This is a genomic window from Kribbella orskensis (assembly GCF_004342085.1).
Classification (GTDB): Bacteria; Actinomycetota; Actinomycetes; order Propionibacteriales; family Kribbellaceae; genus Kribbella; species Kribbella orskensis.
Genome location: NZ_SLWM01000002.1, coordinates 180,896 through 205,878 on the forward strand (window position 1 = coordinate 180,896; position 24,983 = coordinate 205,878).

General features: G+C 69.2%; 22 protein-coding genes. 5 read left to right on the forward strand and 17 right to left on the reverse strand.

Annotation, left to right across the window (positions count from 1 at the left end; all coding sequences use genetic code 11):
• Positions 1-624 precede the first annotated feature (624 nt).
• Together EV644_RS05945 and EV644_RS05950 are read right to left on the reverse strand one after the other, a co-directional pair.
• Positions 625-2,211, reverse strand: a complete 1,587-nt coding sequence (locus EV644_RS05945) for an MFS transporter (protein WP_132188178.1) — start codon at positions 2,209-2,211, stop codon at positions 625-627.
• Positions 2,211-2,720 carry a MarR family winged helix-turn-helix transcriptional regulator gene (locus EV644_RS05950; RefSeq protein ID WP_132188177.1) on the reverse strand — a complete coding sequence of 170 codons (510 nt, stop codon included), beginning with the start codon at positions 2,718-2,720 and terminating at the stop codon, positions 2,211-2,213. Before EV644_RS05950 ends, EV644_RS05945 begins: the two co-directional genes overlap by 1 nt.
• Positions 2,721-2,914: 194 nt before the next feature.
• Here EV644_RS05950 and EV644_RS05955 point away from each other — a divergent pair, with 194 nt between their 5' ends.
• From EV644_RS05955 to EV644_RS05965, 3 genes are read left to right on the forward strand one after another with little or no spacing between them, the layout of a single operon-like run.
• Positions 2,915-4,546 (forward strand): AAA family ATPase, encoded by a 1,632-nt coding sequence (locus EV644_RS05955; protein WP_132188176.1) that lies wholly within the window; start codon positions 2,915-2,917, stop codon positions 4,544-4,546.
• Between the two features lie 6 nt (positions 4,547-4,552).
• The gene (locus tag EV644_RS05960) at positions 4,553-5,944 is read left to right on the forward strand and encodes an O-antigen ligase family protein (RefSeq protein ID WP_132188175.1); all 1,392 of its coding nucleotides are present in this window, start codon (positions 4,553-4,555) and stop codon (positions 5,942-5,944) included.
• Positions 5,941-7,494, forward strand: a complete 1,554-nt coding sequence (locus EV644_RS05965; RefSeq protein ID WP_206751495.1) for a right-handed parallel beta-helix repeat-containing protein — start codon at positions 5,941-5,943, stop codon at positions 7,492-7,494. Before EV644_RS05960 ends, EV644_RS05965 begins: the two co-directional genes overlap by 4 nt.
• A 24-nt stretch (positions 7,495-7,518) precedes the next feature.
• Here the strand turns inward: EV644_RS05965 and EV644_RS05970 are convergent, their stop codons facing one another.
• From EV644_RS05970 to EV644_RS05980, 3 genes are all read right to left on the reverse strand, one after another.
• Positions 7,519-7,986: a MarR family winged helix-turn-helix transcriptional regulator gene (locus EV644_RS05970; protein WP_241998024.1), complete on the reverse strand. Its 468-nt coding sequence runs from the start codon at positions 7,984-7,986 to the stop codon at positions 7,519-7,521.
• Positions 7,987-7,991: 5 nt separating this feature from the next.
• Positions 7,992-8,753, reverse strand: coding sequence for an imidazole glycerol phosphate synthase subunit HisF (gene hisF, locus EV644_RS05975; RefSeq protein WP_132188172.1), 762 nt, complete (start codon positions 8,751-8,753; stop codon positions 7,992-7,994).
• A gap of 80 nt (positions 8,754-8,833) precedes the next feature.
• Complete coding sequence (locus EV644_RS05980) at positions 8,834-10,048, reverse strand: aminopeptidase (RefSeq protein ID WP_132188171.1); 1,215 nt, start codon at positions 10,046-10,048, stop codon at positions 8,834-8,836.
• An 86-nt stretch (positions 10,049-10,134) separates the two neighbouring features.
• On the opposite strand from EV644_RS05980, the gene EV644_RS05985 reads away from it, so the two are divergent.
• Positions 10,135-10,746, forward strand: a complete 612-nt coding sequence (locus EV644_RS05985; RefSeq protein ID WP_132188170.1) for an ArsR/SmtB family transcription factor — start codon at positions 10,135-10,137, stop codon at positions 10,744-10,746.
• 105 nt (positions 10,747-10,851) lie between these two features.
• Here EV644_RS05985 and EV644_RS05990 read toward each other — a convergent pair whose 3' ends face one another.
• From EV644_RS05990 to priA, 6 genes are all read right to left on the reverse strand, one after another.
• A complete protein-coding gene (locus EV644_RS05990; protein WP_132188169.1) occupies positions 10,852-11,442 on the reverse strand; it encodes a hypothetical protein in 591 nt (196 codons plus the stop codon).
• A complete protein-coding gene (locus EV644_RS05995) occupies positions 11,439-12,371 on the reverse strand; it encodes a lysophospholipid acyltransferase family protein (protein WP_132188168.1) in 933 nt (310 codons plus the stop codon). The genes EV644_RS05990 and EV644_RS05995 overlap by 4 nt, the downstream gene beginning before the upstream one ends.
• Positions 12,371-13,951 (reverse strand): NPN-dependent hydroxyacid isomerase, LarAH14/15/16 family, encoded by a 1,581-nt coding sequence (larAH, locus tag EV644_RS06000; protein ID WP_132188167.1) that lies wholly within the window; start codon positions 13,949-13,951, stop codon positions 12,371-12,373. The genes EV644_RS05995 and larAH overlap by 1 nt, the downstream gene beginning before the upstream one ends.
• A gap of 63 nt (positions 13,952-14,014) precedes the next feature.
• Positions 14,015-15,211 carry a zinc-dependent alcohol dehydrogenase gene (locus EV644_RS06005; RefSeq protein ID WP_132188166.1) on the reverse strand — a complete coding sequence of 399 codons (1,197 nt, stop codon included), beginning with the start codon at positions 15,209-15,211 and terminating at the stop codon, positions 14,015-14,017.
• Entirely contained in the window at positions 15,208-17,514 is a 2,307-nt protein-coding gene (locus EV644_RS06010) for an HAD-IB family hydrolase (protein WP_132188165.1), read from the reverse strand. The genes EV644_RS06005 and EV644_RS06010 overlap by 4 nt, the downstream gene beginning before the upstream one ends.
• Positions 17,511-18,248: a bifunctional 1-(5-phosphoribosyl)-5-((5-phosphoribosylamino)methylideneamino)imidazole-4-carboxamide isomerase/phosphoribosylanthranilate isomerase PriA gene (priA, locus tag EV644_RS06015; RefSeq protein WP_132188164.1), complete on the reverse strand. Its 738-nt coding sequence runs from the start codon at positions 18,246-18,248 to the stop codon at positions 17,511-17,513. The genes EV644_RS06010 and priA overlap by 4 nt, the downstream gene beginning before the upstream one ends.
• Positions 18,249-18,385: 137 nt before the next feature.
• On the opposite strand from priA, the gene EV644_RS06020 reads away from it, so the two are divergent.
• The gene (locus EV644_RS06020) at positions 18,386-19,510 is read left to right on the forward strand and encodes a cytochrome P450 (RefSeq protein WP_132188163.1); all 1,125 of its coding nucleotides are present in this window, start codon (positions 18,386-18,388) and stop codon (positions 19,508-19,510) included.
• Here the strand turns inward: EV644_RS06020 and EV644_RS06025 are convergent.
• From EV644_RS06025 to EV644_RS06050, 6 genes are all read right to left on the reverse strand, one after another.
• Positions 19,491-20,255: a class I SAM-dependent methyltransferase gene (locus EV644_RS06025; RefSeq protein ID WP_132188162.1), complete on the reverse strand. Its 765-nt coding sequence runs from the start codon at positions 20,253-20,255 to the stop codon at positions 19,491-19,493. The two genes, EV644_RS06020 and EV644_RS06025, sit on opposite strands and share 20 nt — an antisense overlap.
• Before the next feature lie 46 nt (positions 20,256-20,301).
• A complete protein-coding gene (locus EV644_RS06030) occupies positions 20,302-21,078 on the reverse strand; it encodes a TSUP family transporter (RefSeq protein WP_132188161.1) in 777 nt (258 codons plus the stop codon).
• Positions 21,079-21,148: 70 nt separating this feature from the next.
• Positions 21,149-21,307 carry a hypothetical protein gene (locus EV644_RS44400; protein WP_158292750.1) on the reverse strand — a complete coding sequence of 53 codons (159 nt, stop codon included), beginning with the start codon at positions 21,305-21,307 and terminating at the stop codon, positions 21,149-21,151.
• Between the two features lie 239 nt (positions 21,308-21,546).
• Positions 21,547-23,310, reverse strand: coding sequence for a proline--tRNA ligase (locus EV644_RS06035; RefSeq protein WP_132188160.1), 1,764 nt, complete (start codon positions 23,308-23,310; stop codon positions 21,547-21,549).
• Between the two features lie 116 nt (positions 23,311-23,426).
• Positions 23,427-23,804: a DoxX family protein gene (locus EV644_RS06040; RefSeq protein WP_132188159.1), complete on the reverse strand. Its 378-nt coding sequence runs from the start codon at positions 23,802-23,804 to the stop codon at positions 23,427-23,429.
• Positions 23,805-24,148: 344 nt separating this feature from the next.
• Positions 24,149-24,973, reverse strand: coding sequence for a GNAT family N-acetyltransferase (locus tag EV644_RS06050; RefSeq protein ID WP_132188157.1), 825 nt, complete (start codon positions 24,971-24,973; stop codon positions 24,149-24,151).
• Between the last annotated feature and the right edge of the window lie 10 nt (positions 24,974-24,983).

The following is a 24,983-nucleotide window of genomic DNA, read 5'->3' on the forward strand; positions in this document are numbered from 1 at the left end:
CCCACCCCCTGGGAGCCCTGGCGTACCGAAGGACAGGAAGTAGTCGCCGCACACACCACCCCGACGGGCCGCCCACGCCTGGAACCTCCGCGACCACCCCAGTACTACCTTGTCGGTCGGTACACCCCGCCCCGAAACACCACCCCGGACCGGCTCACACCTCCGTCGCCCGGCACACCCCGCCCCCGAAAACACCACCCCGGACCCGGCTCACACCTCCCCGCGGGATCCGCGTAGCTGCGTTCCTTCCCTGGTCGGGATGGGGTGGGTCAAGAGTCGAAACTTGTTTCGATCCCGAAGGGACGCCGAAGGCGCTCTTGACGCACACCAGCCCGACTAGCACCATCACGCAGCGGAGACCGCGGAACCACCCGCACCCATGCCCGGCGAATTACCCGCCACTCACGCCCGGCGAACCACCCGCACTCATGCCCGGCCGAACCACCCACACCCATGCCCGGCCGAACCACCCACACCCACGCCCGGCCGAACCACCCACACCCACACCCGTCGGAACCACCTCCGACGCAAAACGCCCGCAGGCGGTGCTCCCCTCGTGGGGAACACCGCCTGCGGTTTGGTCGTCGCCGGGCCCGGACCGGAGTACCGGACTGAAGGCGTTGGTCAGTCCAGCTCGATCGGCTCGTCGAGCTTGGCGACGGTGCGGCGGAGCGGGACCTCCTTGATGAAGAACACGGCGATCAGGCTGACCAGGGCACACGCGGCCGCAATCAGGAAGATCTGCCCGGTCGCGTCGCCGTACGACTGGCGCACCAGTTCGGCCAGCTGCGGCGGGAGGTGGCTGACGTCCAGCAGGCTGGTGCCGTCCGAGCCGCCGTCCTGCAGCTTGGCCGCGGCCGCGGCTCCACCCGGTCCGGCGAGCACGCCCTGGATCAGCAGGTCCTTGACCTTGGTGGCGAGCACCGCGCCCAGGACCGAGACGCCGACGGCTCCACCCAGGCTCCGGAAGAACGAGACGGAGGCGCTGGAGGCGCCGATCTCGCTCACGTCGACGGTGTTCTGCACCGCGAGGACCAGGTTCTGCATCATCATGCCCATGCCCAGACCCATCGAGAGCATGCCGGTGCCGACGTACCAGTACGGCGTGGTGTGGTCGATCGTGCCGAGCACGAGCAGGCCGAGCACCAGCAGGATGCCGCCGGCGATCAGGTACCGCTTCCACTTGCCGAAGCGGGTGATCATCTGACCCGAACCGACCGATCCGAGGAACGAGCCGAGCATCATCGGGATGGTGAGCAGACCGGCTTCGGTCGGGCTGTAGCCGCGGGCGATCTGGAAGTACTGGCCGAGGAAGATCGCGCTGCCGAACATCGCGACGCCGACCGCGAGGCTGGCCACGATGGCCAGAGCGGTAGTGCGCTCGCGGACCACCTTGAGCGGTACCAGCGGCTCAGCGGCGCGGTTCTCGACCACGACGGCCAGGATGCCGAAGAGCAGCGTGCCGCCGACGAAGAGCGCTGACTGCCAGGAGAACCAGCCGAAGTCGTGACCGGCGAAGGTGACCCAGATCAGCGGCAGGCTGGCCGCGATGCTGATCATGATCGCGCCGAGGTAGTCGACCCGGACCTTGCGCTTGTTCAGCGGCAGGTGCAGGTAGCGCTGCAGGATCACCAGGCTGACGATCGCCAGCGGGACACAGACGTAGAAACACCAGCGCCAGCCGAGCCACGAGGTGTCGACGATGACGCCGCCGATCAACGGGCCACTCACAGTGGCGACGGCGATGACGGCGCCCATGTAGCCGGAGTACCGGCCGCGGTCGCGGGGCGGGATCGCCGCACCGATGATCGCCTGGGCGAGCGCCATCAGGCCGCCCATCGCGAGGCCTTGCAGGACGCGGGCGCCGATCAGGAAGGGGACGTTGTGCGCCATACCGGCCAGGGCCGAACCGATCACGAACAAGGTGATGGCGAGCTGGACCAGGAGCTTCTTGCTCATCAGGTCCGAGAGCTTGCCCCAGATCGGGGTGGAGACCGTGGTGGCCAGCAGGCTCGCGGTCAGCACCCAGGTGTACTGGGTCTGCGAGCCCTCGAGATCGGCGATGATCGTCGGCAGGGCGTTGCTGACGATCGTCGAGCTGAGCATCGCCGTGAACAACGCGGCGAGCAGCCCGACCAGGATCTCGAGGATCTCGCGGTGGGTGAGTTCCGGCGCAGCGGGCGCTTGCAGCCGGGTCTCAGTGACAGTCATCAGTCTCCAGTCGAAAAGTTGGTCTGCCTCACGGATTCGGCGGCCTCGGTCACGGCGGCGGCGACGTGGCGCAGCGCTTGCGCGGCCGTTGCCATGTCGTCGTCGTCCCAGTCCCCGAGCGCGGCTCGGAGCCGTTGGGCGAAGCCGTCGTACAGCGCTTCCAGCCGGGCTCGGCCGGCGTCGCTGAGCGCGACCAGCGAGACGCGCGCATCCGCCGGATCGGGCCGACGGCTCACCAGGCCGTCGGCCTCCAGGGTGGACACCTGGCGGCTCACCACGGAGGCGTCGACGCCGAGCTTCACGGCGATCTCGCCGCCGCGCTGCTCACCGTCCTTGGCCAGCACCTTGAGGACGCCGGCGTCGGCACGCCGGAGGCCTGAGTCGGGCCAAAGGTGCCGGTGCTCGATACAACGCACGGCCCGGATCAGCGAACTGACCCCTTCGAGCACTTCCTGGGCCGGCGTGTCCCGTTCCACCTCCGGGACAGAGGTTTGCTGGACTAGTTGCATAACCCAACTATATATCGCTTAGTTGGTTTCTGCAACCATATGTCACCAGTGCACGCTAACACTCACGCAGAGTGTTCACTCCAGGTGACCTCGCGCTCGGTGGTCACTCAGCGCAAAGCGGCGGCTATCCTGCCCCAAAGGGGGCGCGCCGCTGCGGCGGAGCACCGAAGTCAGGGGAGGACTGAGGTGGGGCCATGAAGGCCACCATGATCGAACAGGGCCGGTTCCAGCCGACCGTCTTCGGCGCCGTGCGCCGGTACCATCTCATGGTCCTGGTCATCGCGCTGCTGACGGCCGCCGGTGCGGTGGCCTACACGGTCGTGAAGCCCGAGCTCTACCGGGCGAATGCCACCGTCACCGTGCCGCAGACCACGCAGGCCCCGGGCGAGGCCCGCAGCCAGTACCTCGACAGCCAGGTGCTGCTGTTGCACTCCCCGGAGGTCGCCGACCGCGCAAGCAGGATTGCCAACGCGGCGCTGAACGCCACCGTGCTGACGCCACAGGACTTCGCCGGCGAGAGCAAGGCGCTGGAGATCACGCCGCCGGAGGGCGCCCAACCCGGCAGCTTCGGATCCAGCATCGTGGCCATCTCGTTCACCTGGCCCGACGCTCACGTGGCCCAGGTCGGAACCAACGCCGTTCTGCAGGCGTTCGACGACGCCCGGGTCGCCGTCATCACGGCCCAGGCCGACGCCACCGTCGCCGGGATCGAGCGCGCCATCCGCGATCCTCGCACCCGCGGCCAGTTGATGGACCTGGTGAACCAGCGGACGCAGACGCTGACCAATCTCGAGGTCGACCGGGCCAACCATCCAACCTTCGGGTGGGCCGTCGAACCGCTGGTGCCGGTCAACGGCAATGCCAAGCGGTCCGGCGCGATCGGACTCGTGGTCGGCACGCTGCTGGGTGCCGGGCTTGCCTACGCCAGAGCCATTCGCCGTCGGTGCCTGGACGACCGGGAAGACCCGGCCGCGATCTACGACGCCCCGCTCATCGGCGAGATCCCGTCACCGGGGCCGGACGGCATTCTGTTCGCGATGGCGCGGGCCGGTCCGCTGCCGGTGGCTGCTGATCCGCCGTCCCCCGCCGCCGAGGCGTTCCGGTTCACCGCGGGATCCGTCGAGCGGATCCGGGCCGCCCGCGGCGACCGGCTGGCCGTCGCCTTCGTCTCCTGCGAGAGCGGCGCCGACCGCAGTACGGTCGTGGCGAACGTCGCGCTGGCCGTCGCCGAGAGCGGCACATCGGTCCTGGCGGTCGACGCCGACTCCAGCGAGGGGGTCCTGACCGCCCTGCTGCTGCCCGGCAGCCCGCAGGGCGACGGCTTCGACCAGGTGATCGCTGGGCGGCGCACCTTCCGGGACTGCATCGAGACCAGCCCGCTCAACGTGGATGTCACCGTGCTCCGGGCCGGCCGGATGTCCGGCGAGCGGACCACCGGTACGGCGTACGCGAAAGCTGTCGAGGAGGTCATCGCCGAGGCGAAGGCAACCTTCGACCTGGTCCTGATCGACAGCCCGCCGCTGCTGCAGGTAGCCGATGCCACCAATCTCGTCAACAATTCTGATGCCACGATCGTCGTGCTCGGCGCCGAAGAGCCCGTGCAGGACCATCTCACCATGGTCGAGCGGCTGGACCAGGTGGAGTCCGACGTCGTCGGTTACGTCTACCGCCGGGCGAGCCGGGGGCCGCTGTTCGTCCGGCGGCTGCGAGGCCGGATCGCCGCGCGCGTCGCTCGGACTGGCCTGCCGTACGTACCGTCGGCGCCGCTCTACACCTACCGGCGCCGCAAGAGCCTCCGATCGCCGGCACGCCGAGCGCAGGGGTGAGGCGCGATGTCACTGCCGGCCGGAACTCCCGGTACCCGCGCAGGTGAGCTCCTCGGCGCGCCGTCGTCGGGCCGCCTCTTCGTCCTTTACGGCCGGTTGCTCGGTCCGCTGCTGGGCGGCTATCTCCTGTTCGACCGGGCCTTCGCGTATCTGCACCTGCCCGGCAGTCCGCTGTTCGTCGGTGAGATGGTTCTGGGCGTCGGCGCGGTCGCCGCGGTCGTGGCCACGCGGTACCTCCAGGCGCCGATCAGGGACGAGCCGATCCTGGCGCTCCTCGGCGCATTCGTGCTCTGGGGACTGGTCCGGATGCTGTCAGGGCTGGGCACGTACCACCTGGACGCCGTGCGCGACGCCGCGCTCTGGTACTACTGCGTCTTCGCGTTCCTCGTCGTGGCCGCGCTGGCGCGGTCGCCGGAACTCCTCGACCACCTGGTCGCCCAGCTGACCCGGCTGACGCCGTGGCTGCTGCTGTGGCTGCCGCTCGGACTCATCCTGGCTCCGCTGTCCAAAAGCGCTCCGACCGTGCCGTTCTCGACCGTTTCGGTTCTCTCACACAAATCCGGCAGCGCGGCGATCGCAGCAATGCTGGTCCTGGGCTGCCTGTGGCTCCTGCCTGACACCCGCACCGCTCGCAGCCGTGCGGGCTGGAGTCTCATGGCCCTCCTCGTCATCGCGCTCGCGGCCACCCAGAACCGTGGCGGCCTGCTCGGCGTGGTGGCGGGCGCAACAGTCGGACTGGCGTTCTTGCACAACCGCGCCGCCCTGGCCGCCCGCGCGATCCTGATCGTCGTCGTCGGGCTGGGGATGGCTTCGCTGTTGTCCTTGAAGATCCCGATGGCCGGCGTCCAGGGCCGGGAGTTCTCGGCGTCCCAGCTCGTCGCCAACGTCGTGAGCCTCGGCGGCAAGGAGTCGCCGGGCAACCTGGGTGGCACGGTCCAGGGCCGGCAGGAGCTGTGGTCGCGCATCCTCGACAAGCAGATCGCGGACGGCCGTCTCGTCCACGGATCGGGCTTCGGCCAGAACCTGGCCACCGAGGTCGGCGTGTACGACGAGGGCAAGGAAAGCCTGCGGAGCCCGCACAACTCCCACCTGCACATCGTGGCCCGGATGGGCCTGGTCGGGATCTCGCTGTGGATCGCCCTGTGGATCGGCTGGTACTGGCGGCTTGTCGCGGGCTGCCGACGCCTCGCTCGGCAAGGGATGGTGTTCAGACGCCAGGTGGCTGTGCTTTCGCTGATGGTAGCCACCGCCGTGCTGGTCTCCTGCTTCTTCGATCCGCAGCTCGAAGGGCCGCAGGTGGCGGCGCTGCTGTGGACCGCCTTCGGGATCGGGGTGGCGGTGACGACGCGCAGGCCCTGGTACGCCGATGGCAGTCCGTCGACCTCGGACCGGCCGTGAGCTCCCTGTCGCGCGGGCGCCGCTGGACCGCCGCCGTCTGCACCCTGATCGCGCTCACGGCCGTGGCGTGGTCCTCGTGTGGCGCGGACCGTTCGAGTGAGTCCGGTTCGTCACCACGCGCCGGGCTGACCGGTCAGGTCGGTCCGGTTTCGCGGTCCTGCGACGGCGTGCTGGTGCGACCGTCCGACAACCTGCAGCAGCTGATCGACGTCCGGGCGCCGGGTACGACGTACTGCCTGTCCGCCGGCACATACCGGCTCGCCGAACCGCTGCGGCCCAAGGCGGGCACCTCGTTCATCGGTCTGCGGGGGGCGGTGATCAGCGGGTCCAAGGTGCTCACCGGCTGGCGGAAGAACGGCCCGGCGTGGTCGGCGACAGGGTTCCTGCCCGCGACCCCCGGTCAGCACGGGCAGTGCCTGGAGTCCGTACCGACCTGCGTCCTGACCGAGGACGTCTTTCTCGACAAGCGACGGCTGCGTCGGGTCGAGTCAAGGTCCGCGGTCGTCAGTGGAACCGTATACGCCGACTACGCGACCAATACGATCACCATCCGCGACGATCCCCGGCTCCACCTGGTCGAGCAGGCGGTCGCGCCCAGCCTGATCCGGGCGCCGGTCGACGACGTCACCGTCGCGAACCTCGTGCTCGAGCAGGCGGCCAACGAGGCACAGGTCGCCGCCGTGGAGAGTCGCCAGGTCACGCCGCACCGGGTGGGCACCGGTTGGCGGATCCACCACAACGAGGTACGCCTCAACCACGGCGCCGGTCTGGGTATCGCCGACGACGCCGTCGTCACCGACAACTTCGTCCACCACCAGGGCCAGCTGGGTTTCGGTGCCTGGGGCACCGGCTCGACCGTGTCCAGCAACGAGATCGCCTTCAACGGGGTCGCGGGGTACTCGCCGGAGTGGGAGGCGGGTGGCAGCAAGAGTTGGCTGACCGACCGCCACACCGTCACCCACAACTACGTCCACGACAACCAGGGCCCCGGCCTGTGGACCGACGGCGGCAACATCCGGACGGAGTACGCGTACAACCGGATCACCGGAAACTGGGGAGCCGGCATCCAGCACGAGCTCAGCTACGACGCCGTCATCCGGTCCAACGAGATCACCGGCAACGGCCGCCGGCACAAGGGCTGGGCCTGGGAGGCCGGGATCCAGATCCAGTCGTCGGGCGGGACCACGGGACCCGTGGAGATCGCGGGCAACGCGGTCAGCGACAACGCCAACGGGATCGCACTGATCGACAGCGGCGGCCGGGCCCACGACCTGCCGGCGCCGCACGGCCCGCACGTGGTCCGGAACGTCTGGGTCCACGACAACCGGATCGCCCTGTCGGCCGGTCAGACCACGGGCGCGGTGCAGGACGTGGGCGACAAGGCGATCTACTCCAGCAACCAGAACCGCTTCGAGGCCAACACCTACTACCTGGAGTCCCTGACCGAACCGCACTTCTCCTGGAACGACACCGACCTGAACTGGGCCCAGTGGCGAGCCCTCGGCAACGGCAACGACCTCACCGGCCGAGCCGAGCTGAGGATCCGATAGATCGCCACGGACAGGTGTCGAGCGTCAGCTGAGGTCGAGGTTCAGGCGGGCCAGGAGGCGGGCGAGGTCGGCGAGGTCGGGGGTGTCCCAGCGGTCGAGGATGGCGCGGAACTCGGTCTGGCGCTGGGCTCGCATGGCGCCGTAGCCCTCGGCGCCGGTGGCGGTGAGGCGGAGCAGGCGGGCGCGGCCGTCGTCGGGGTCGCCTACTCGCTCGATCAAGCCGAGGGTCTCCAGGTGGGTGAGGCCGCGGCTGACGGTGGACTTGTCCAGGCCGAGGGCCTGCGCCACGTCGGACGCCCGTACGCCGGGCCGGCCGCTCGCCGTACCGAGCTCGATCTGGGAGATCAGCGCATACCCGGCTGCGTCCATCTCCGGGTGGACCCGCCGGGCCAGCAGCATCTGCGCCGAGCGGGCGCGGCGGAGCAGGATCGACAACTCCTGCTCGACGTCCGCGATCAGCCGGGTGGTCTGCTCGGGACGCTGGGCCACCATCTGCCTCACCGGACCACGACGCCGGCGTCGCGCAGCGCCTTCTTGACGTCGGCGATCCGCAGCTCGCCGAAGTGGAAGACGCTGGCGGCCAGTACGGCGTCCGCGCCCGCCTCGACCGCGGGCGGGAAGTGCTCGGGCAGCCCTGCTCCCCCGCTGGCGATCAGTGGTACGTCGACCACCGCCCGGACGGCCCGGATCAACTCCAGGTCGAAACCCTGTTTGGTGCCGTCGGCATCCATCGAGTTGAGCAGGATCTCTCCCGCCCCGAGCTCGGTGCCCTTGCGCACCCACTCGATCGCGTCCAGCCCGGCCGACTTACGGCCGCCGTGGGTGGTCACCTCGAACCCGCTCGGCTGCTCCGAGCTCCGGCGGACGTCGAGGGACAGCACGAGCACCTGGTTGCCGAACCGGTGAGCGATCTCCTCGATCACGGCCGGCCGGGCGATCGCGCCGGTGTTGATGCCCACCTTGTCCGCACCGGCCCGCAGCAGCCGGTCCACGTCCGCGGCCTCGCGCACCCCGCCACCGACGGTGAGCGGGATGAACACCTGCTCTGCGGTCCGCCGGACCACGTCGTACGTCGTCTCGCGGGAGCCTGAGGACGCGGTGATGTCGAGGAAGGTGAGCTCGTCGGCACCCTCCGCGTCGTACAGCTTGGCCATCTCGACCGGGTCGCCGGCGTCGCGCAGGTCGACGAAGTTGACGCCCTTCACCACCCGCCCGGCATCGACGTCCAGGCAGGGGATCACACGCACGGCAAGGCTCACGCGGAAAGCGTACCGACTCCGGCCCGGGAACCCGCCGCACAGTCCGGCGAAACCATTTCGTTCCAGCAGGAACGCCGCGGTCAGGATGCCGGCAGCAGCCAGGTGTCGTCGCGAAGCAGGACCACGGGACCACCAGGCGTCGTGGCGGTGACCGTCAGGCCTTCGCCACCCAGGACGACATCGGTGTGCACGGTCGAGTTGTTCAGCCCGAGGGCGTAGCGCTCGTCGGGTGTCATCTGCAGGCCGCTCTCGACGGCGAAGGGGAAGCTTTGCCCCCAGGCGACGTGGCAGCCGGCGTTCTCGTCGAACAAGGTGTTGTGGAAGACCAGACCCGCCTGCGCGATCCGGGACTCCTTGTCGACCAGGGCCACCTCGCCAAGGCTGCGGGCACCTGGATCGGTGTCGAGCTGTGAACGGACCAGGTCTGCCCCAGTGGTGGCCGAGACCTCGGTGATCCGGCCGTCCGCGAACGTGAGCCGCAGTCCCTCGACGAGTCGGCCGGCGATGACGACCGGCTTCGTCAGCCGGACCACACCCTCCGCACGGCGCCGGTCGGGGCTGGTGAAGACCTCCTCCGTCGGGAGGTTCGGCAGATACCTGATGCCCGCCGGGTCGACCGCGGAGCCGCCGGTCCAGCGGCAGTCGGGCAGCAGGCCGACAGTAAGGTCCGTACCTTCGCCGACATACCTGATCTCGCTGATCTGCAAGGCATCGAGAGCGGCACACCGAGCAGCGAGGGCTGCCGACCGTTCCCGCCAAGCCTCGACCGGATCGGTCTCGTTGAGTCGCATGGCCTGGGCGACCACGTCCCAGAGTCGGTCGATGTCAGGCTCGCCGTACACCTGGGTGGCCCAGTCGGCGTTCGGAGCGGTCACCACCGTCCACCGCCACCGCCCGCTCATCACCGCCTGCTGCCTGGCCATCGTCTCCCGCATCCGTACGGCGGCCACCCGCACGGGGTCGATTCCGGCGTACAGGTTCGGATCCGGCGTACCGACCAAGGCGATCGAAGCGATCCCGTCGTCGGCCCAGCCGCGAGTGCGCTCCAACGCCCAGGGCCGGTCGGCCGTCAGCGTCGCCAGGTCGGCGTGCGTGAGGTCGGACCGGCGAACGACCGCGTCGGACCAGAGAACCTCCACCCAGCTCGCCCCGGTCACATAGGCGCGCTCGACCACCGCCCTGGCGATCTCGGCCTGGGCGACGTCGGCCGTCACCACCACACCCTGCCCAGGTTGCACGTTCGCGCCGACCCGGACCACCAGCTCGGCGAATCGCTGCAACAATTCCTCGCTCATTCCCACCCCTGACCTCGGTATTCACGCTAGAGTGAACATTGACAGATGCGTGAACATACGGCAAGACGCCTGCCGAAGGAGCCGTCATGCAGCAACCGGCCGGAGCCCTGCCGGTCCGGGTGATCACCGACCTCGAGACGATGCGGACACTGTCGGATCCGACCCGGATCGCGATCCTGCGCCTGCTGATGAGCGGCGGCCGATCCGCGCCGGTGATGTCGGCCAAGGAGATCGCGACGGCACTCAGCGAACCGCAGACGAAGCTCTACCGTCACCTCAAGCAACTCGAGGCGGCTGGTTTGATCCAGGTGGCCGAGACCCGCCTGGTCTCCGGCATTCAGGAGCAGCGCTACCGGACCGCCCAACTGGCCTTCACCCTCAGCCGCGACCTGGTCACGAACGGGTCGTCGTCCACCGAGTTCGGCGACACCCTCGCCGCTGTCTTCAGCGAGTTCCACACCGAGCTGATCGGGAACCTGAGCGCCGGCCGGGTGCCAGTCGGCTCGGAGGCGGAGACGCCCCTCGGCCTGCTGATCGGGCGCGGGATGGTGACCAGGGTGAGCCCGGGTCGCGCCGCCGAGTTCCGGCGACGCCTGCTAGCTCTCCAGACAGAGTTCGACACCCTCGCGTCCGACGACCCGAGCGGCATCCCGATGCACCTGCTGATCGGCTGGTACACCGTCACCGAACCGGAGTGAGCTCCCCCGTACGACTCCGGCGACCACCTGCATCCCAACGACGCCGGATACGAAGCACTCGATGTGGCTGCGTCCGAAGCGATCTCCGAACGCAACCAGCGCTGATCAGAGCAACAGCGCTCGGACGATCGGCCAAGCGATGAGCACACCGACGGCCGCCGCGGCCAGCAACACGAGTACCTGCACAGGGTTGCGCTTGTACGCCGGGTCGACGCCGACCTCGCGGACCAGCTCCAGCGATCCGACCGTCTCCCGGTGCTCCACCGGAAGACCGATCGCCGTGGTCACGGTGCGGAAGTCATCGGACGACCAGAGCCAACGCGACGCACCGATGCGAGTACCGTCGGCGGCGAGAATCAGGAGCGCACCGATCGGCGGCGACGACTTGATCCGGCTGATGGTGAGCACTCGCACCAGGTGCGCACGGTGCAGCACCTTCGGCGGTCCCCAGGCACTCGCCTTGTAGGCGACAGTGTCGGCATCGATCGAGAAGCAGGCGGCCCGAAAGGTGGCCCAGAACACCACAGCCAGCACGGCCACGAGTACGACGTACATTCCGAGGGCGACCGGCCAGCCCAGCGCCCAGGTCGCGAGCGAGGCGCACAGGACGGCGAGCAGCGCCAGGTACATGCCGGCCAGGATCCAGAACGGTCTGCCGGCCGAGGCGAACCTCGGCCGGACCACGGTCGCTGTCACTTCCAGGCGCGGTGCTTCGAGGCGGCGGACTGGATCGGAGCGGTGGACTCCCAGACCCGGCGCCAGCGGGCGGCGTCGGGGCCCGACTGCGACGGCGAGGCGCCGGTGGCGACCCGGCGACGGGCCTCCCACCAGGTGGTCGCCTCCTCGTCGAGCAGTGCCGACACCGCGGCGGAGATCTTCGGCGCGAACTCGCGGGCGCTCTCCCCCTCGGCCGGGTACAGCGGGTCGCCGTACCGGACGGCCACCGTCGGGCGGCCTGGCACCGGCCAGCCGCGACCACGCGGCATCGCGGCGAACGAGCCCTTGATGCCGACCGGGATCACCGGTACGCCGTGCTCGACGGCGAGGTACGCCGCGCCCATCCGGAAGCGCTCCATCCACCCGTCGGGCGACCGGGTGCCTTCGGGGAAGACGACGACGTTCCAGCCGTCCGCGAGCAGATCCCCCGGCGTCGAGCTGAGCTTGCCGCCGCGGCGCTCGATCGGGAACGTGTTGAACACGATCGCCGACGCGGTCGCCCGCCACCAGGTGTCGAAGAAGTAGTCGGCGGCCGCGGCGACGGCGGTCTTGCGGCGCATCGCGTCGGGCAGTGTGCAGAGCACCAGCGGGGTGTCCAGGTGCGACGAGTGGTTCGCCACGATCAGGGCGGGCCCGTTCAGCTTGCGCAACGAGTCGAGCCCGCTGATCTGGGGGTTCACCTCGAACCGCAGTACCGAGTTGAGCGCGCCCTTCTGCAGCACCTCCCGCAGCGCGATCGCGGCGGGGGTCCGGGCCCACTTGGTCGGGAAGACCGTGGACTCCTTCGGCAGCACGTACGGCTCGGCCGAGCGCGGCACCTGCGGACGACGGCCCCAGCGCCAGCCGCGGGCGACGACCTTCACGTCCCGCGCGGTGTCCCGGCTGAACTTGACCAGGTTCGTACCCATCAGCGAACGTCCGCGAGCAGGTGGGGCGGGTTGTGCAGGTAGGTGATCGACGGCGACCGGCCGACCGAGTGGCTCACCATCTCCAGCGCGTCCTGCAGCGTCGAGGCGGACCGGAAGCCCATCCGCTCGACCGTCTTGCGGTTCGCGCCGACCCAGACGATGTCGCCGCAGTGGTCCAGCGCGTGGGAGATCCAGTACCACATGTAGAACGGGTGCACGCCGTGGTACGCGTACGAGGTCCGGTACAGGTGGATGTACCACGGGTCCTCGGCGTACTGCTTCTCGAACTTCGCCTCGATGGTGGCCGGGTCGGTCGACTCCGACAGCACCTCCTCGAAGAAGTCCACGTACGACGGGTGGTGCAACTGGCTGAACTCGTAGTCCACCGGGTGGTACAGGATGACCGCGCCGTCCTTGCGGACGATCGGGTTGCCCCGGTAGGAGTTGAAGTAGTAGCCGAGCCCCATGCAGGCGGCCAGGATCGGGTTCATCACCGAGTTCACATTGTACGGGCCGACGAACGGCACGCCCATGATCGCGACGTCGGACTGGCCCTGTACCTCGACCAGGTGCTGGCGGTGCACGTTCTCGATCGTCTTCTCGTGCACCGGCTCGATCGAGCCGGCGTGGATCCCGGTCAGGCCGTAGTTCGCCCGGACGTCGGTGAAGATCTTGTGCCGCATCTTGGCCGGGGCCAGGTCGAGCCCGCGCTTGGTGGCGAGCATCGAGGCCTGGTCCTTGATCGACCACTCCCACTCGCGCTTCTGCAGGAACTCCAGCGGGCCGCCGAAGATGTCGTTGTTCAGCGTGGTCTCGATCTGGAAGACCTTGACGTGCTCGGTCAGCACCGCGCCCATCCGCCAGGCCGAGTGGTGCATCTTCGAGGCCTTGTGGTCCATGAAGGACCGCGAGTGGATCATCGTGTGGCTGTTGTGGTGGTGCTTCAGCGACTTGTACGACGCCAGCCCGATCGACGTCGACTTGTGGCCGCCGTCCATCGCCACCAGGTTCACGTTCACGTAGACCAGCAGGTCGGACTCGGCCGCCCGCTTGGAGATCTCGACGTCCTCGCCGTGCTTGGTCTGGCCCAGGTGGGTCAGGTTCGCGGTGTCCTCGGCGTCGAAGTTGTACAGCTTGCCGTCGGGGAAGAACGACCGGAAGACCCGCTCGCCGACGATGTCGCGCAGCTCGTTCGGGGTCAGCCGGCGGTGCAGCGCGTTCGCCGAGATCAGCTCGACGTCGTCGACGCCCGCGTCGGCGGCCATCGTCAGCACGGCCTCGATGATGCGCTGCCGGATGTCCGGCTTCTTCATCGGCGGCAGCGGCAGCGAGATGTCGTCGAACGCGATGGTCAGCCGCATCCCCGGCCGCAGCAGCTCCGGCAGCGGCTCGGACTCCAGCGGGTGCAGCAGCGCGTTCTGGATCGCCTCCTCGACGTCCCGCACGGCCGGCAGCGCCTCCGGCGGGTACACCACCCGGGTGCCGAGCGGGAACCGCTCCAGCAGGAAGCCCTCACCGTTGTGCACGAGCAGCGGCGGCGTCCGGTCGTCCACCTCAAGCACAAACCCTGGCCGAGACATGTCAGAACCTCTCTCGTCGTACGCTCAAAAACAGCTCGTCACGCGACCCTGCAGCCGGTCCGGTCATGACGCCCTCACATCGAAAGCCACCTTCACGGTGCCCAGCCGGCCGGCGGACTGCGCGTGGTCCAGCGCCTCACGCCACCGGTACAGCGGGTACCGCGCCCCGACGATCCCGTCCAGCGGGGCCTTGGCCGCCATCTCCAGCGCCGTCTCGAACGCGGGCCGGTCGTTCGGCTCCTCGCGGGACGACGCGTACGTGCCGGTCAGCTCCAACTCACGGAACCACACCGGCGACAGGTCCGCACCGGTCGACGGCATGCCGGACAGCACCACCCGGCCCCCGGCCTTGGTGACCCGCAGCACGGTGTCGATCGAGTCCTTGCTGCCGACCGCGTCGACGGCGACGTCGACCCCGCCGAGCAGGAACTCCCGGCCCAGTTCCGGCTTCAGCCGGAACGCACCGGTCGCTCGCCGTACGCCGCGGAAGACCTCGTCGGGCGCGACCACGTCGCTCGCGCCGAACGCCCGGGCCAGCTCACGCTGCTTCGCGTGCTTGGCGACCACGGTGATCCGGCCGGCCTGGGTGAGCTCGCGCAGCGCCAGGGTGGCGAACAACCCGACCGCGCCCGCGCCGCTGACCAGTACGGACTGACCCGGCTCGACCTTCGCCTTGAGCGCGGTGTGGACGGCGCACGCCAGCGGCTCGGTGAGAACCGCCCGCTCGTCGGACAACCCCTCCGGTACGGCGTACAGCTGGCTGCGGTGCGCGACCATCACGTTGCCCCAGCCGCCACCGGTGTCATGGCAGAAGCCGGTCTGGAGTCCGGGGGCCACGTGGCCGACGGTGATCCGGTCGCAGCGGTTGGTGTGGCCGGACGCGCAGCCCTGGCAGGGCTCGACGCCGCGGGCCGCGCAGGTGAGGACCGAGTCCATCACCACGCGGGTGCCCTTCGGCAGGTCCTCGCAGTCCTCGAGCAGCACGCCGACGATCTCGTGACCGGGGACGAACGGCATCGAAACCATCGCGGAGAAGTACAGCTTGGTGTGGCCGGTGACCATGCCGAGGTCGGAACCGCAGATCCCGGACAGGATCGGGCGGATCTTCGCCCAGCCTGCCTTGTCGGACCTCGGCTCCTCGATCGTGACGAGCCGCAGCGGTGCCGCCGGGCCGGTCAGGATGCCGGGCATCCGGCTTCCCATCGCCTTCGCGGCCAGGTACTTGGCCGGCGACCGGTACATCTCGAGCGCGAGCATCATCGGGCGTTCACCCCGGGGATCTCCAGACGGGACGAAGTGGACGGGGTCTTCCAGTCGACGATCTGCCAGCGCGCGGCCCGGGCGGCCCGGAACAGCGACACATCCGGCGAGACGGCGACGGGATTGCCGACGGTCGTCAGCATCGGCAGGTCCGAGTGGCTGTCGGCGTAGGCGTAGGACTTGGACAGGTCGATATTCGTACCGCGGGCGCGGTGCTTGATCCACGCCGCCCGGGACTCACCGACCAGCGGCGGTCCGGACAGGAAGCCGGTGCAGCGACCGCGGTCGTCGACGGCCAGCTCGGCCGCGACGATCTCGTCGAACAACGGCTCCAGCGGCCGGGTCAGCGGCCGGACCGCGCCGGTGATCAGGATCGTGGTGTGACCGGCCGCCTTGTGCTCGCGGATCCGGCGGACGGCGGCGCCGCTCAGCCGTTCGAGCACGTGCTCGGCGAGGACCTCGTCGACGAGCCGGTTCAACTCTTCCAGATCGGCGCCCTCGTAGCGGCGGTAGATCGTCCGCAGGAACGTGCCGCGGTCCTTGCGCTCGGCCGCGATCAACTTCGGCAGCTTGCGCAGCATCGAGCTGATCTCACCGACCCGCTGGTGGCTGTCGAGCTCCGGCAGCCGCATCCACAGGTAGGTCTCGATCACGTTCGAGGACAGCAGCGTGCCGTCCATGTCGAACGCGGCGATGATCTGGCTGCCGTCGTCGGAGGGCTCGACCTTCTTCAGCGTGCCCGCCGTCTCGGCGAGCGCCTTGTTCCGCTTCTTCCGGACGACGTCCAGCCGGCGCAGCGAGTCCGTCACGCTCGGGCAGTGCACTTCCTGCAGGTAGTGCTGCCAGTCCACGATCGAGGTGTCGCACCAGAACTTCTCCCGGTCGTCCCCCTCGAGCGCGTTGTGCAGGGCGAGCACGTTGTCGTCGATGAACTGCAGCTCGGCCTGCGCGTACTCGGCGTACAGGTCCATGTAGCGGCGGAGGAAGTCGATCCGGCGCTTCTGCACGTCCAGCTCGCGGGCGTACTTCCGGGTCCGCTCGCTCCGCGGCACGTGCGTGATGATCTGGTCGGCGATCTTGTGGGCGCGCTCGCCGTAGCGGAGCATGCTCTCCACCGAGTCGCCGCCGGGGAACTTCCAGACCGGCAGCCGGACCGCGCCCCGCTCGCCCAGGTCGAAGGGGTGCTTGGAGAAGTACGCGCGCACACCGGCGTACAGCTGCTCGAAGGTGAGCGGGTTCCGGGCACCGGAGCTGACGTGGTAGTACTCCGGCTTCGACAGCTCGGGCTCGGTCGCCATCACCGCGCAGATCGCGCCGACGACGTGGTCCACCGGGATGATCTCGACCACCGAGTCGGGGCTGGCCGGGAACTCCGGCAGCTCGCCGCGGCCGTAGGCCAGGATCAGCGGCTCGGCCATCTTGAAGCCCTCGATCCAGCCCGGGTGCGGGCTCTGCACCGCGGACTCGATGATGGCCGGCCGGACGATCGAGGTCGGCAGCTTGCCCGCGAACTCCTCGACCACGCGCTCGCCGAGCGCCTTGGTGAAGGTATAGCAGTCGGTCCAGCCGAGGCTGCGGGCCCGCTCGGTGCCGGTCTCGACCAGCTTCTTCGCGACCCACTCGGTACGGCGGCGCTCGGTGTCGGCCGCCGCGGTCAGGTGACCGGCCCGGCGGTGCAGCTTCTCCGATTCCTTGCGGAACTTGATCAGCATCGCGGCGCTGCGGGAGGCTTCCTCGATCCGGGACTTCATCGCCATCCCAGCCTCGGCCTCGACCCGCCAGTCGACCGTGTGCTCGACCGGGGCCTCGGGGATCGCGCCGCGGCGACGGCCCGCGGTGTAGGCGGTGGAGATGTGGACGTAGTGGATCCGGCGGTCGGTCCCGTCGCGACTCTCGTCGATCCGCTCGAGCAGGCTCTTGGTGCCGAGCACGTTGGTGGTGAATGCCTCGTGGATCGGCGGGTCGAAGGAGACGTCGCCGGCGCAGTGCACCACGATGTCGAGATCCTTCGGCAGCGCCGGGACGTCGGACAGGTCGCCCTCGACCACCTCGACCCGCGCGGCGGTCAGCTCGTCCGCGTCGGCGTACGGGGTGCCCTCGCCGTAGAACGGCTGGAAGATGTCCTTCTTCAGCATCTGCGCCATCCGGGCGGTGCCGCTCAACGAGCCCTTCGGGCGGATGATCGCGACCACCGTGGTGCCCGGCAGATCGCCGAGGATGCGGTGCAGCAGGGCCTCACCGACGAATCCGGTGATGCCGGTGACCAGGACCTTCTTGCCAGCGAGCTGGTCGGCAAGACTCACTTGTCGCCTCCACGGGTGAGTTCGAGTGCCTCGGTCAGGGTGAACGCGCCGGCGTACAGCGCCTTGCCGACGATGACGCCCTCGACGCCATCGTCCACCAGGGTGCCGAGCGAGCGCAGGTCGTCCAGGCTGGAGACGCCACCTGAGGCGATGATCGGCTTGTCGGTCCGCGCGCACAGGTCGCGGTACAGGTCCAGGTTGGGCCCTTGGAGCATGCCGTCCTTGGTGACGTCGGTGACCACGTAGCGCTCGCAGCCGGCCTGTTCCAGCCGCTCGAGCACCTCGTAGAGGTCGCCACCTTCCTTGGTCCAGCCGCGGGCCGCGAGGGTCCGGCCGCGGACGTCCAGGCCGATCGCGATCCGGTCGCCGTACTGGCTGATGATCCGGTCACACCACTCCGGGTCCTCCAGCGCGGCGGTGCCGATGTTGACCCGGCGAGCGCCGGTGGCCAGGGCGGCGGCCAGGGAGTCGTCGTCGCGGATGCCACCGGACAGCTCGACCTGCACGTCCAGCTTGCCGGTCACCTCGGCAAGCAGTTCGCGGTTGCTGCCGCGACCGAAGGCGGCATCCAGGTCGACCAGGTGGATCCAGTCCGCGCCGGCCTCCTGCCAGGCCATCGCGGCGGTCAGCGGGTCGCCGTACGAGGTCTCGCTGCCGGCCTCTCCCTGCACCAGCCGGACAGCCTGCCCATCAGCCACGTCCACGGCAGGAAGCAGCACCAGGTTCTCTGACATGGCCCACACCCTAGATGCCCACACTTCGGGATTCGTAACCCGCTGCCCCGCTGAGTCGTTGAGATCGGATCTGTCGCAGCAATACCACTCGATCGTGTGGTCTTAACCAGCCAGACGGTATCCGTAAGCTCTTCGGCATGACCACTGTGGCTGATCTCGAGCGGGACCCGCACGCTTTGCTGGCCAGCATCCGGCCGGTCGGGTGGGTCGACGCGCTCGACGGCTGGGTGGTCACGAGCCGCGAACTGGCGATGCAGGTGATGCGGGATCCGGCCACCTTCACGGTGGACGACCCGCGTTTCTCGACCGCGCAGGTGGTGGGGCCGTCGATGTTGTCACTGGACGGCTCCGCTCACGCCGCGCACCGGGCGCCCTTCGAGCATCCCTTCAGCCTGGCGCAGACCCGGGCCCGGTTCACCACCTTCGTCGAGGAGGAGACCGACCGGCTGGTCTCCCTGATCGAACCCCTCGGTGCCGCCGATCTCCGCCGTACGGTCGCGGGGCCGTTGTCCGTAGCGGTGGTCGCGCACTCGCTGGGCCTGGCGCAGACCGAGGCGGCGACGGTGCTGGGGTGGTATCAAGACATCTCGTCGTCGGTGAGCGGAGTGTCCGCGGGTCATCCGGTGACGGCTGAAGGTGCGGCGGCCTTCGCCAGGCTGCACGCACATGTTGCCGGGAGCATCGATCAGGCCGACTCGCTGATCGCCGAGGCAGCACGGGCCGGGCTGGGCACGGACGAGGTGGTGGCGAACGCCGCGGTACTGATGTTCGGCGGCATCGAGACCACCGAGGGCATGATCACCAACGCCCTCTGGCATCTGCTGACCAACCCGTCACAGCTTGCCCTGGTGCTGGCCGACATGTCGCTGCTGCCTAACGCCGTGGAGGAATCGCTGCGGCTCGAACCGGCCGCCGCTGTGGTCGATCGCTATGCCACCCGGGACGTCGAGTTGGCCGGAGCCTCGATCAAGCGCGGCGACCTCGTCACGGTGTCACTCGCCGGCGCCGGTCGCGACCCCGCGGTCTTCCCGGACCCCGATGTGTTCGACGTACGCCGGTCCAACGCCCGGCGTCACCTGGCGTTCGCGAGCGGTCCGCACATCTGCCTCGGTATGCACCTCGCGCGGTTGGAGGCCGTCACCGCCCTGACTGCCCTCCTGACCCGTCTGCCGGATCTGAGGCTCGATCCGGGGTCTCCCCCGCCTCGCGGCCTGGTCTTCCGCAAGCCGACCGCCGTGGACGTCAGCTGGACGGCCGCCTGAGCACGAGCATCGCCGCCTCGTACGCCGGAGTCAGCCGCTCGGGTTCCGCCTCGGCATCCTTCCTGAACGCCTCGAACCCGGCTTCGATCTCCTCGTCCGGCAGATGCTCGAACGTCGAGAGCGCCCGCACCCGCATCCGCTCGTACGCCGTACTGAAGGTGCGCGGGCCTTCCACATCCAGCCAGACGGGTTGTTTGTCCGGCTCGAGGCCAGCCCGCTCGGCCAGTTCGCGAGTCTCGGCCAGCGAGAGGTACATCCCGGCATCCACCGCTCGCGCCGACGGGAAGTAGTCGTACCAGAAGAGATCCGGCATCTGATCGGCGAACTGGGTCCTCAGCAAGACCACGCCGCCCGGCCTGATCACCCGGGCGAGCTCGCGCAGCGCCTGCGCCTGATCCCTGAAGTGATGGAACGCCAGATACACCAGCGCCACATCGCAAGAGGCGTCCTCGAGCGGGATCGCCTCGGCCGCACCGTCGAGATAGGTGACATCCGGATGAGCCGCCCCGGCCACAGCCTGCCTGCGCATCTCTCCCGACGGCTCGACGCCATAGACCGGCCCGCCGAACGTCTCCGCCAACGCCGGCGTGAACCGCCCGATCCCACACCCCAGATCCAGCACTGTCAGTGGCCGCCGCTCCGTCACCTCCGCCGCGAAAGCCCGCATCCACCCCTGCAGACTCTCCGCCGCCAACCCCCGCCCGGCCGCATAAACCCGATGCAACCGCCCGTCATAATCCACCATGCCGAGACCCTAGCGTCACCCGGCGACGACGGGCTCATGCTGACTGTCAGGCCCAGAGGACGTCGTAGCCCAGGCGGAGGATGAGGGCTGAGACGACTACCAGGAAGATGATCCGGACGAAGCGGCTGCCGCGGGCTACTGCGGTGCGGGCGCCGAGGAGGCCGCCGAGCATGTTGGCGAGGCCCATCGTCACGCCGAGGGCCCAGAGCGGGGCGCCGCCGATGGTGAACACCGCGATCGCGGCGAGGTTGGTGGCGACGTTGGCGATCTTCGCCTTGGCGCTCGCGCGGAGGAAGTTGTAGCCCATCAACCCGACCAGCGCGAAGATCAGGAACGACCCGGTACCGGGGCCGACCGCGCCGTCGTAGAACCCGATCAGCGCACCGACCGCCCCCGCCGCCACGTAGTGCGCTCGCCCGTCGAAACGGAGCGCAGTACGGGCTCCCAGCGACGGCTTCATCGCGGTGTAGATGGCGACGGCGACCAGCAGCACGAGCACGATCGGCTTGAACCACGACATCGGGATCCTCGTCGCCACCAACGCGCCGGCCGCCGACCCGAGACCTGCCATGATCGCCAGCGGCAGCACCGTACGCCGGTCCGGGCGGACCTTGACGCCGAAGGTCACCGCGCTGGTCGCCGTACCGAACAGGGAGGAGATCTTGTTGGTGGACAGGATCTGGGCCGGCGACGCGCCCGGCAGACCGAGCAGCATCGCGGGCAACTGGATCAACCCGCCGCCGCCCACCACCGCGTCGATCCAGCCGGCCGAGAACGCGGCCACCACCAGCAGTACGAGAGTCAACAGGGAGATGTCAGGCACGGCGGTACACGAGGGCAGAAGAGTCGATCACCGCCCCAGCATCCAGTAAGGCCATTGTTCCACTCAACCATTACACGGGGCGAAGTGAGGTGAGACACAGCCACGGGTCGTACGCCGCCGCCGCGGCCGACTGGGTGTTGACCACCAGACCGCCGGCTACCACCGCGAAGATCATCGCCGCCGACCGCAATACCCGGCCGCGCGGCGGCACCACGAGATTCCTGAACATGAGAGCCCCCCATCAATTCAGGGATGGTTGTCCCGCGGCCGCCACCGGCTGGCGGGACGGCCGCGATCGTGTTCATGCTGTCGTCGCTGTCACAGCGCCCGCGATGGTTTCGGCTCTACCTCAACAGGGTGCGACCGTGAGCCAGACAAATAGCCCGCCTTCAACGCCGACCCCATGAAACCTGAACGCGCGAAAGGGTGTGCCCCCAGCGGGGCACACCCTTTCGGTTAGGTGCTGGGTCAGCCGCGGACGACCGAGACCAGGTGGTCGACGACCTCGGCGACCGGGATGTCGGTGCGGGTGTTGGAGCGGCGGTCCTTGACCTCGATGGTGCCGTCGGCGAGGCCCTTGCCGACAACGGCGATGGTGGGGACGCCCAGGAGTTCGGCGTCCTTGAACTTGACGCCCGGGGAGACCTTCTCGCGGTCGTCGTAGAGCACCGTCAGACCGCGCGACTCCAGCTCGGCGGCGATCGAGGCGGCCTTCTCGAAGACCTCCCCATCCTTGCCGGTGGCAACCAGGTGGACGTCGGCCGGCGCGATCTCGCGCGGCCAGATCAGGCCGAGCTCGTCGTGGTTGCCCTCGGCGATGGCGGCGACCGCGCGGGTCACCCCGACGCCGTACGAGCCCATCGTGACGGTGACCAGCTTGCCGTTCTGGTCGAGCACCTTCAGGTCGAGGGCGTCGGCGTACTTCTTGCCGAGCTGGAAGATGTGCCCCATCTCGATACCGCGGGCGGCCTCGAGCGGACCCGAACCGTCGGGCGCCTCGTCACCGTCGCGCACCTCCGCGCCCTGGATCGTGCCGTCGGCGGTGAAGTCGCGGCCGTACACCAGGTTGATCACGTGGAAGCCGGCCTTGTCCGCGCCGGTCACCCAGGCGGTACCCTCGGCGACCCGCGGGTCGAGCAGGTACCGGATGCCGGAGGTGTTCTCCGAGCCGAGCACGCCCGGCCCGATGTAGCCCTTCGCGAGCGAGGGGAACTTCTCGAAGTCGGACTCCTCGAACGCGGCGACCTCGGCGGGCTCGACCTGCGCGCCGAGACGCTTCTCGTCGATCGCGCGATCACCCGGTACGCCGATGGCCAGCGGCTCGCGCGTCCCGTCCGGGTGCACCAGCATCACGAGTACGTTCTTCAACGTGTCCGCGGCGGCCCACTCCCGGCCGTCCGCGCGGGTGTGCTTCGCGTTCAGCGCGTCCACCAGGGTGTCGATGGTCGGCGTGTCCGGGGTGTCGACCACCTCGGCGGCGGGCACGTCCGACGCGTCAACCTTCGCCGACTGCGGGACCACGACGGCCTCGACGTTCGCCGCGTAACCGCCCGGCGAGCGCACGAAGGTGTCCTCGCCGTTCTCCGCGATCGCGAGGAACTCCTCCGACGCCGAGCCGCCCATCGCGCCCGACATCGCCTGCACGATCACGTAGTCGAAGCCGAGCCGGTCGAAGATGTTGATGTAGGCCTTGCGGTGCAGCTCGTACGACGCCTGCAGGCCCTCCTGGTCGACGTCGAACGAGTACGAGTCCTTCATCACGAACTCGCGCCCGCGCAGTACACCGGCCCGCGGCCGCGCCTCGTCGCGGTACTTGTTCTGGATCTGGTAGATCGACAGCGGCAGATCCTTGTACGACGAGTACAGGTCCTTCACGACGAGGGTGAACATCTCCTCGTGCGTCGGGCCGAGCAGCATGTCCGCGCCCTTACGGTCCTTGAGCCGGAAGATGTTCGGCCCGTACTCCGTCCAGCGGCCGGTCGCCTCGTAGGGCTCGCGGGGCAGTAGCGCTGGGAAGAGCAGCTCCTGCGCGCCGATCGCGTTCATCTCGTCACGGACGATCCGCTCCACGTTGCGCAGCACCCTCAGGCCCAGCGGCAGCCAGGTGTAGATGCCGGGCGCGTTGCGGCGGATATAGCCGGCGCGGACGAGCAGTCGGTGGCTCGGGACCTCCGCGTCCGCCGGGTCCTCGCGAAGGGTGCGAAGGAACAGCGACGACATGCGCAGAATCACGGGAGTCTCCAAGCAGGACAGGTGTGAATGGAACTACTGACGGCAAAGAGGATATCCGGCCGCGACCAGTGCTCTCACCACATTTCCACAGGGTCGGCGCCGGTATCAGGCGCGGATCAGGCGCGGGTGGTCTCGCGGGAGGCCTTCAGGGCGGCCCGGATGAGCGGGATCTGGAGCGGCAGGCGGGCGAACGCGATCGTCTTCGCGCGGGTCGATCCTTCGCGGTTCAGGTCGAGGGCCAGCTGGCAGTTCGCGGGGAAGACCGCCGTGAGCAGCGCTGCGCTGGCGAGGCCGGCGGCGCGGCGGGTGCGGGGGTGGAGGAGGCCGGCGGCGCAGGCGAGTTCGGCGACGCCGGAGGCGTAGACGAGGTCCTTCTTGCGCGGGAGTCGGTGCGGGACGATGCGTTCGAAGAGCTTCGGCTTCACGAAGTGCAGTACGCCCATGACGGCGAAGAGCGCTGCCAGGCCGGTGGTGCTCCTGCTTCGTCGAGTCATGTCGTGGACTTTAGCTGATGGTGTTACTGGTCAGTACTGCGTCGCCTGCCCGATGGCCGGCTGAGGTGGGAGGCGCCTAAGCCCGGCGGACGGCTACGGGAGGGGGCCGTAGGGGGTGGCGGCCGCTTGCCCAAGGCAACCAGTGCTGCCTTGTTCGGCGCGTCCGTGTTCGTGTAGCCGTACGGCGCAAGGATGTCGTTGCCGAAGCTGTGCAAGGTCAGAAACACCCCGGTCGTCTCATGAGAAGCCTCACCGGCTCGTCCGGGTTCGACGCGACCACGTCGACGCAGCGGATCAGCCAACCTCACCAGCGGTCACCGCACCATCACGGCGAGCGCTCAGCCTCAGAACAGGATCGTCGCGAACGTCTCGATCGTCCGGAACCCGACCCGCTCGTACGCCGACCGGGCCGGGATGTTGAAGGCGTTCACGTAGAGCGTCACCACCGGGGAGATCCGCCGGGCGAGCTCGACCACCGCTGCCATTCCCGGCGCGGCCAGACCCTCGCCGCGGCGCGACGGATCCACCCACACGCCCTGGATCTGGCAGACGCCGGACCCGACCGAACCGATCTCGGCCTTGAAGACGACCTTGCCGTCCTCGATCCGCGCGAACGCCCGGCCGGCCCGGATCAGCTCGGCCACTCGCGACCGGTAGAACGTCCCGTCGGGACCGGTCTGCGGCGGGACGCCGACCTCCTCGGTGTACATCGCCACGCAGGCCGGATAGAGGATGGACAGCTCGACGGGTTCGACCGCGCGCACCAGCGGATCGGGCGCGATCGCGGGCCCGGTGTCGATCACCATGAAGGGCTGGTCGTCACGGACCTCGCGGGCCGGACCCCACTGTGGTTCGAGCGCCGCCCAAAGCTGGTCGACGGCGCGCGCCGGTCCGAGGATCTGGAAGCAGTTCCGGCCCCGGCGAAGCGCATACGCCGCGAAGGCGCGCAGCGCGGCCTCCCCGGCGCCGACCGGAACCATGTTCCCGCCGGCATGGCAGAGGGCCTCCACCTCGCCCTTCTCGACGTACCCCCAGACCTCCGCGCCGCGACGCGGGTCGAGCCCGGAAGCCTGGATCAGGCTGTCCACGAAGACGTTGACGACCGGATCACGGGCGATGACGGCCCTTGCTGCTGACAGGTCGCGAGGACCCAGTACCCGTACGCCCACGGGGCAGAAC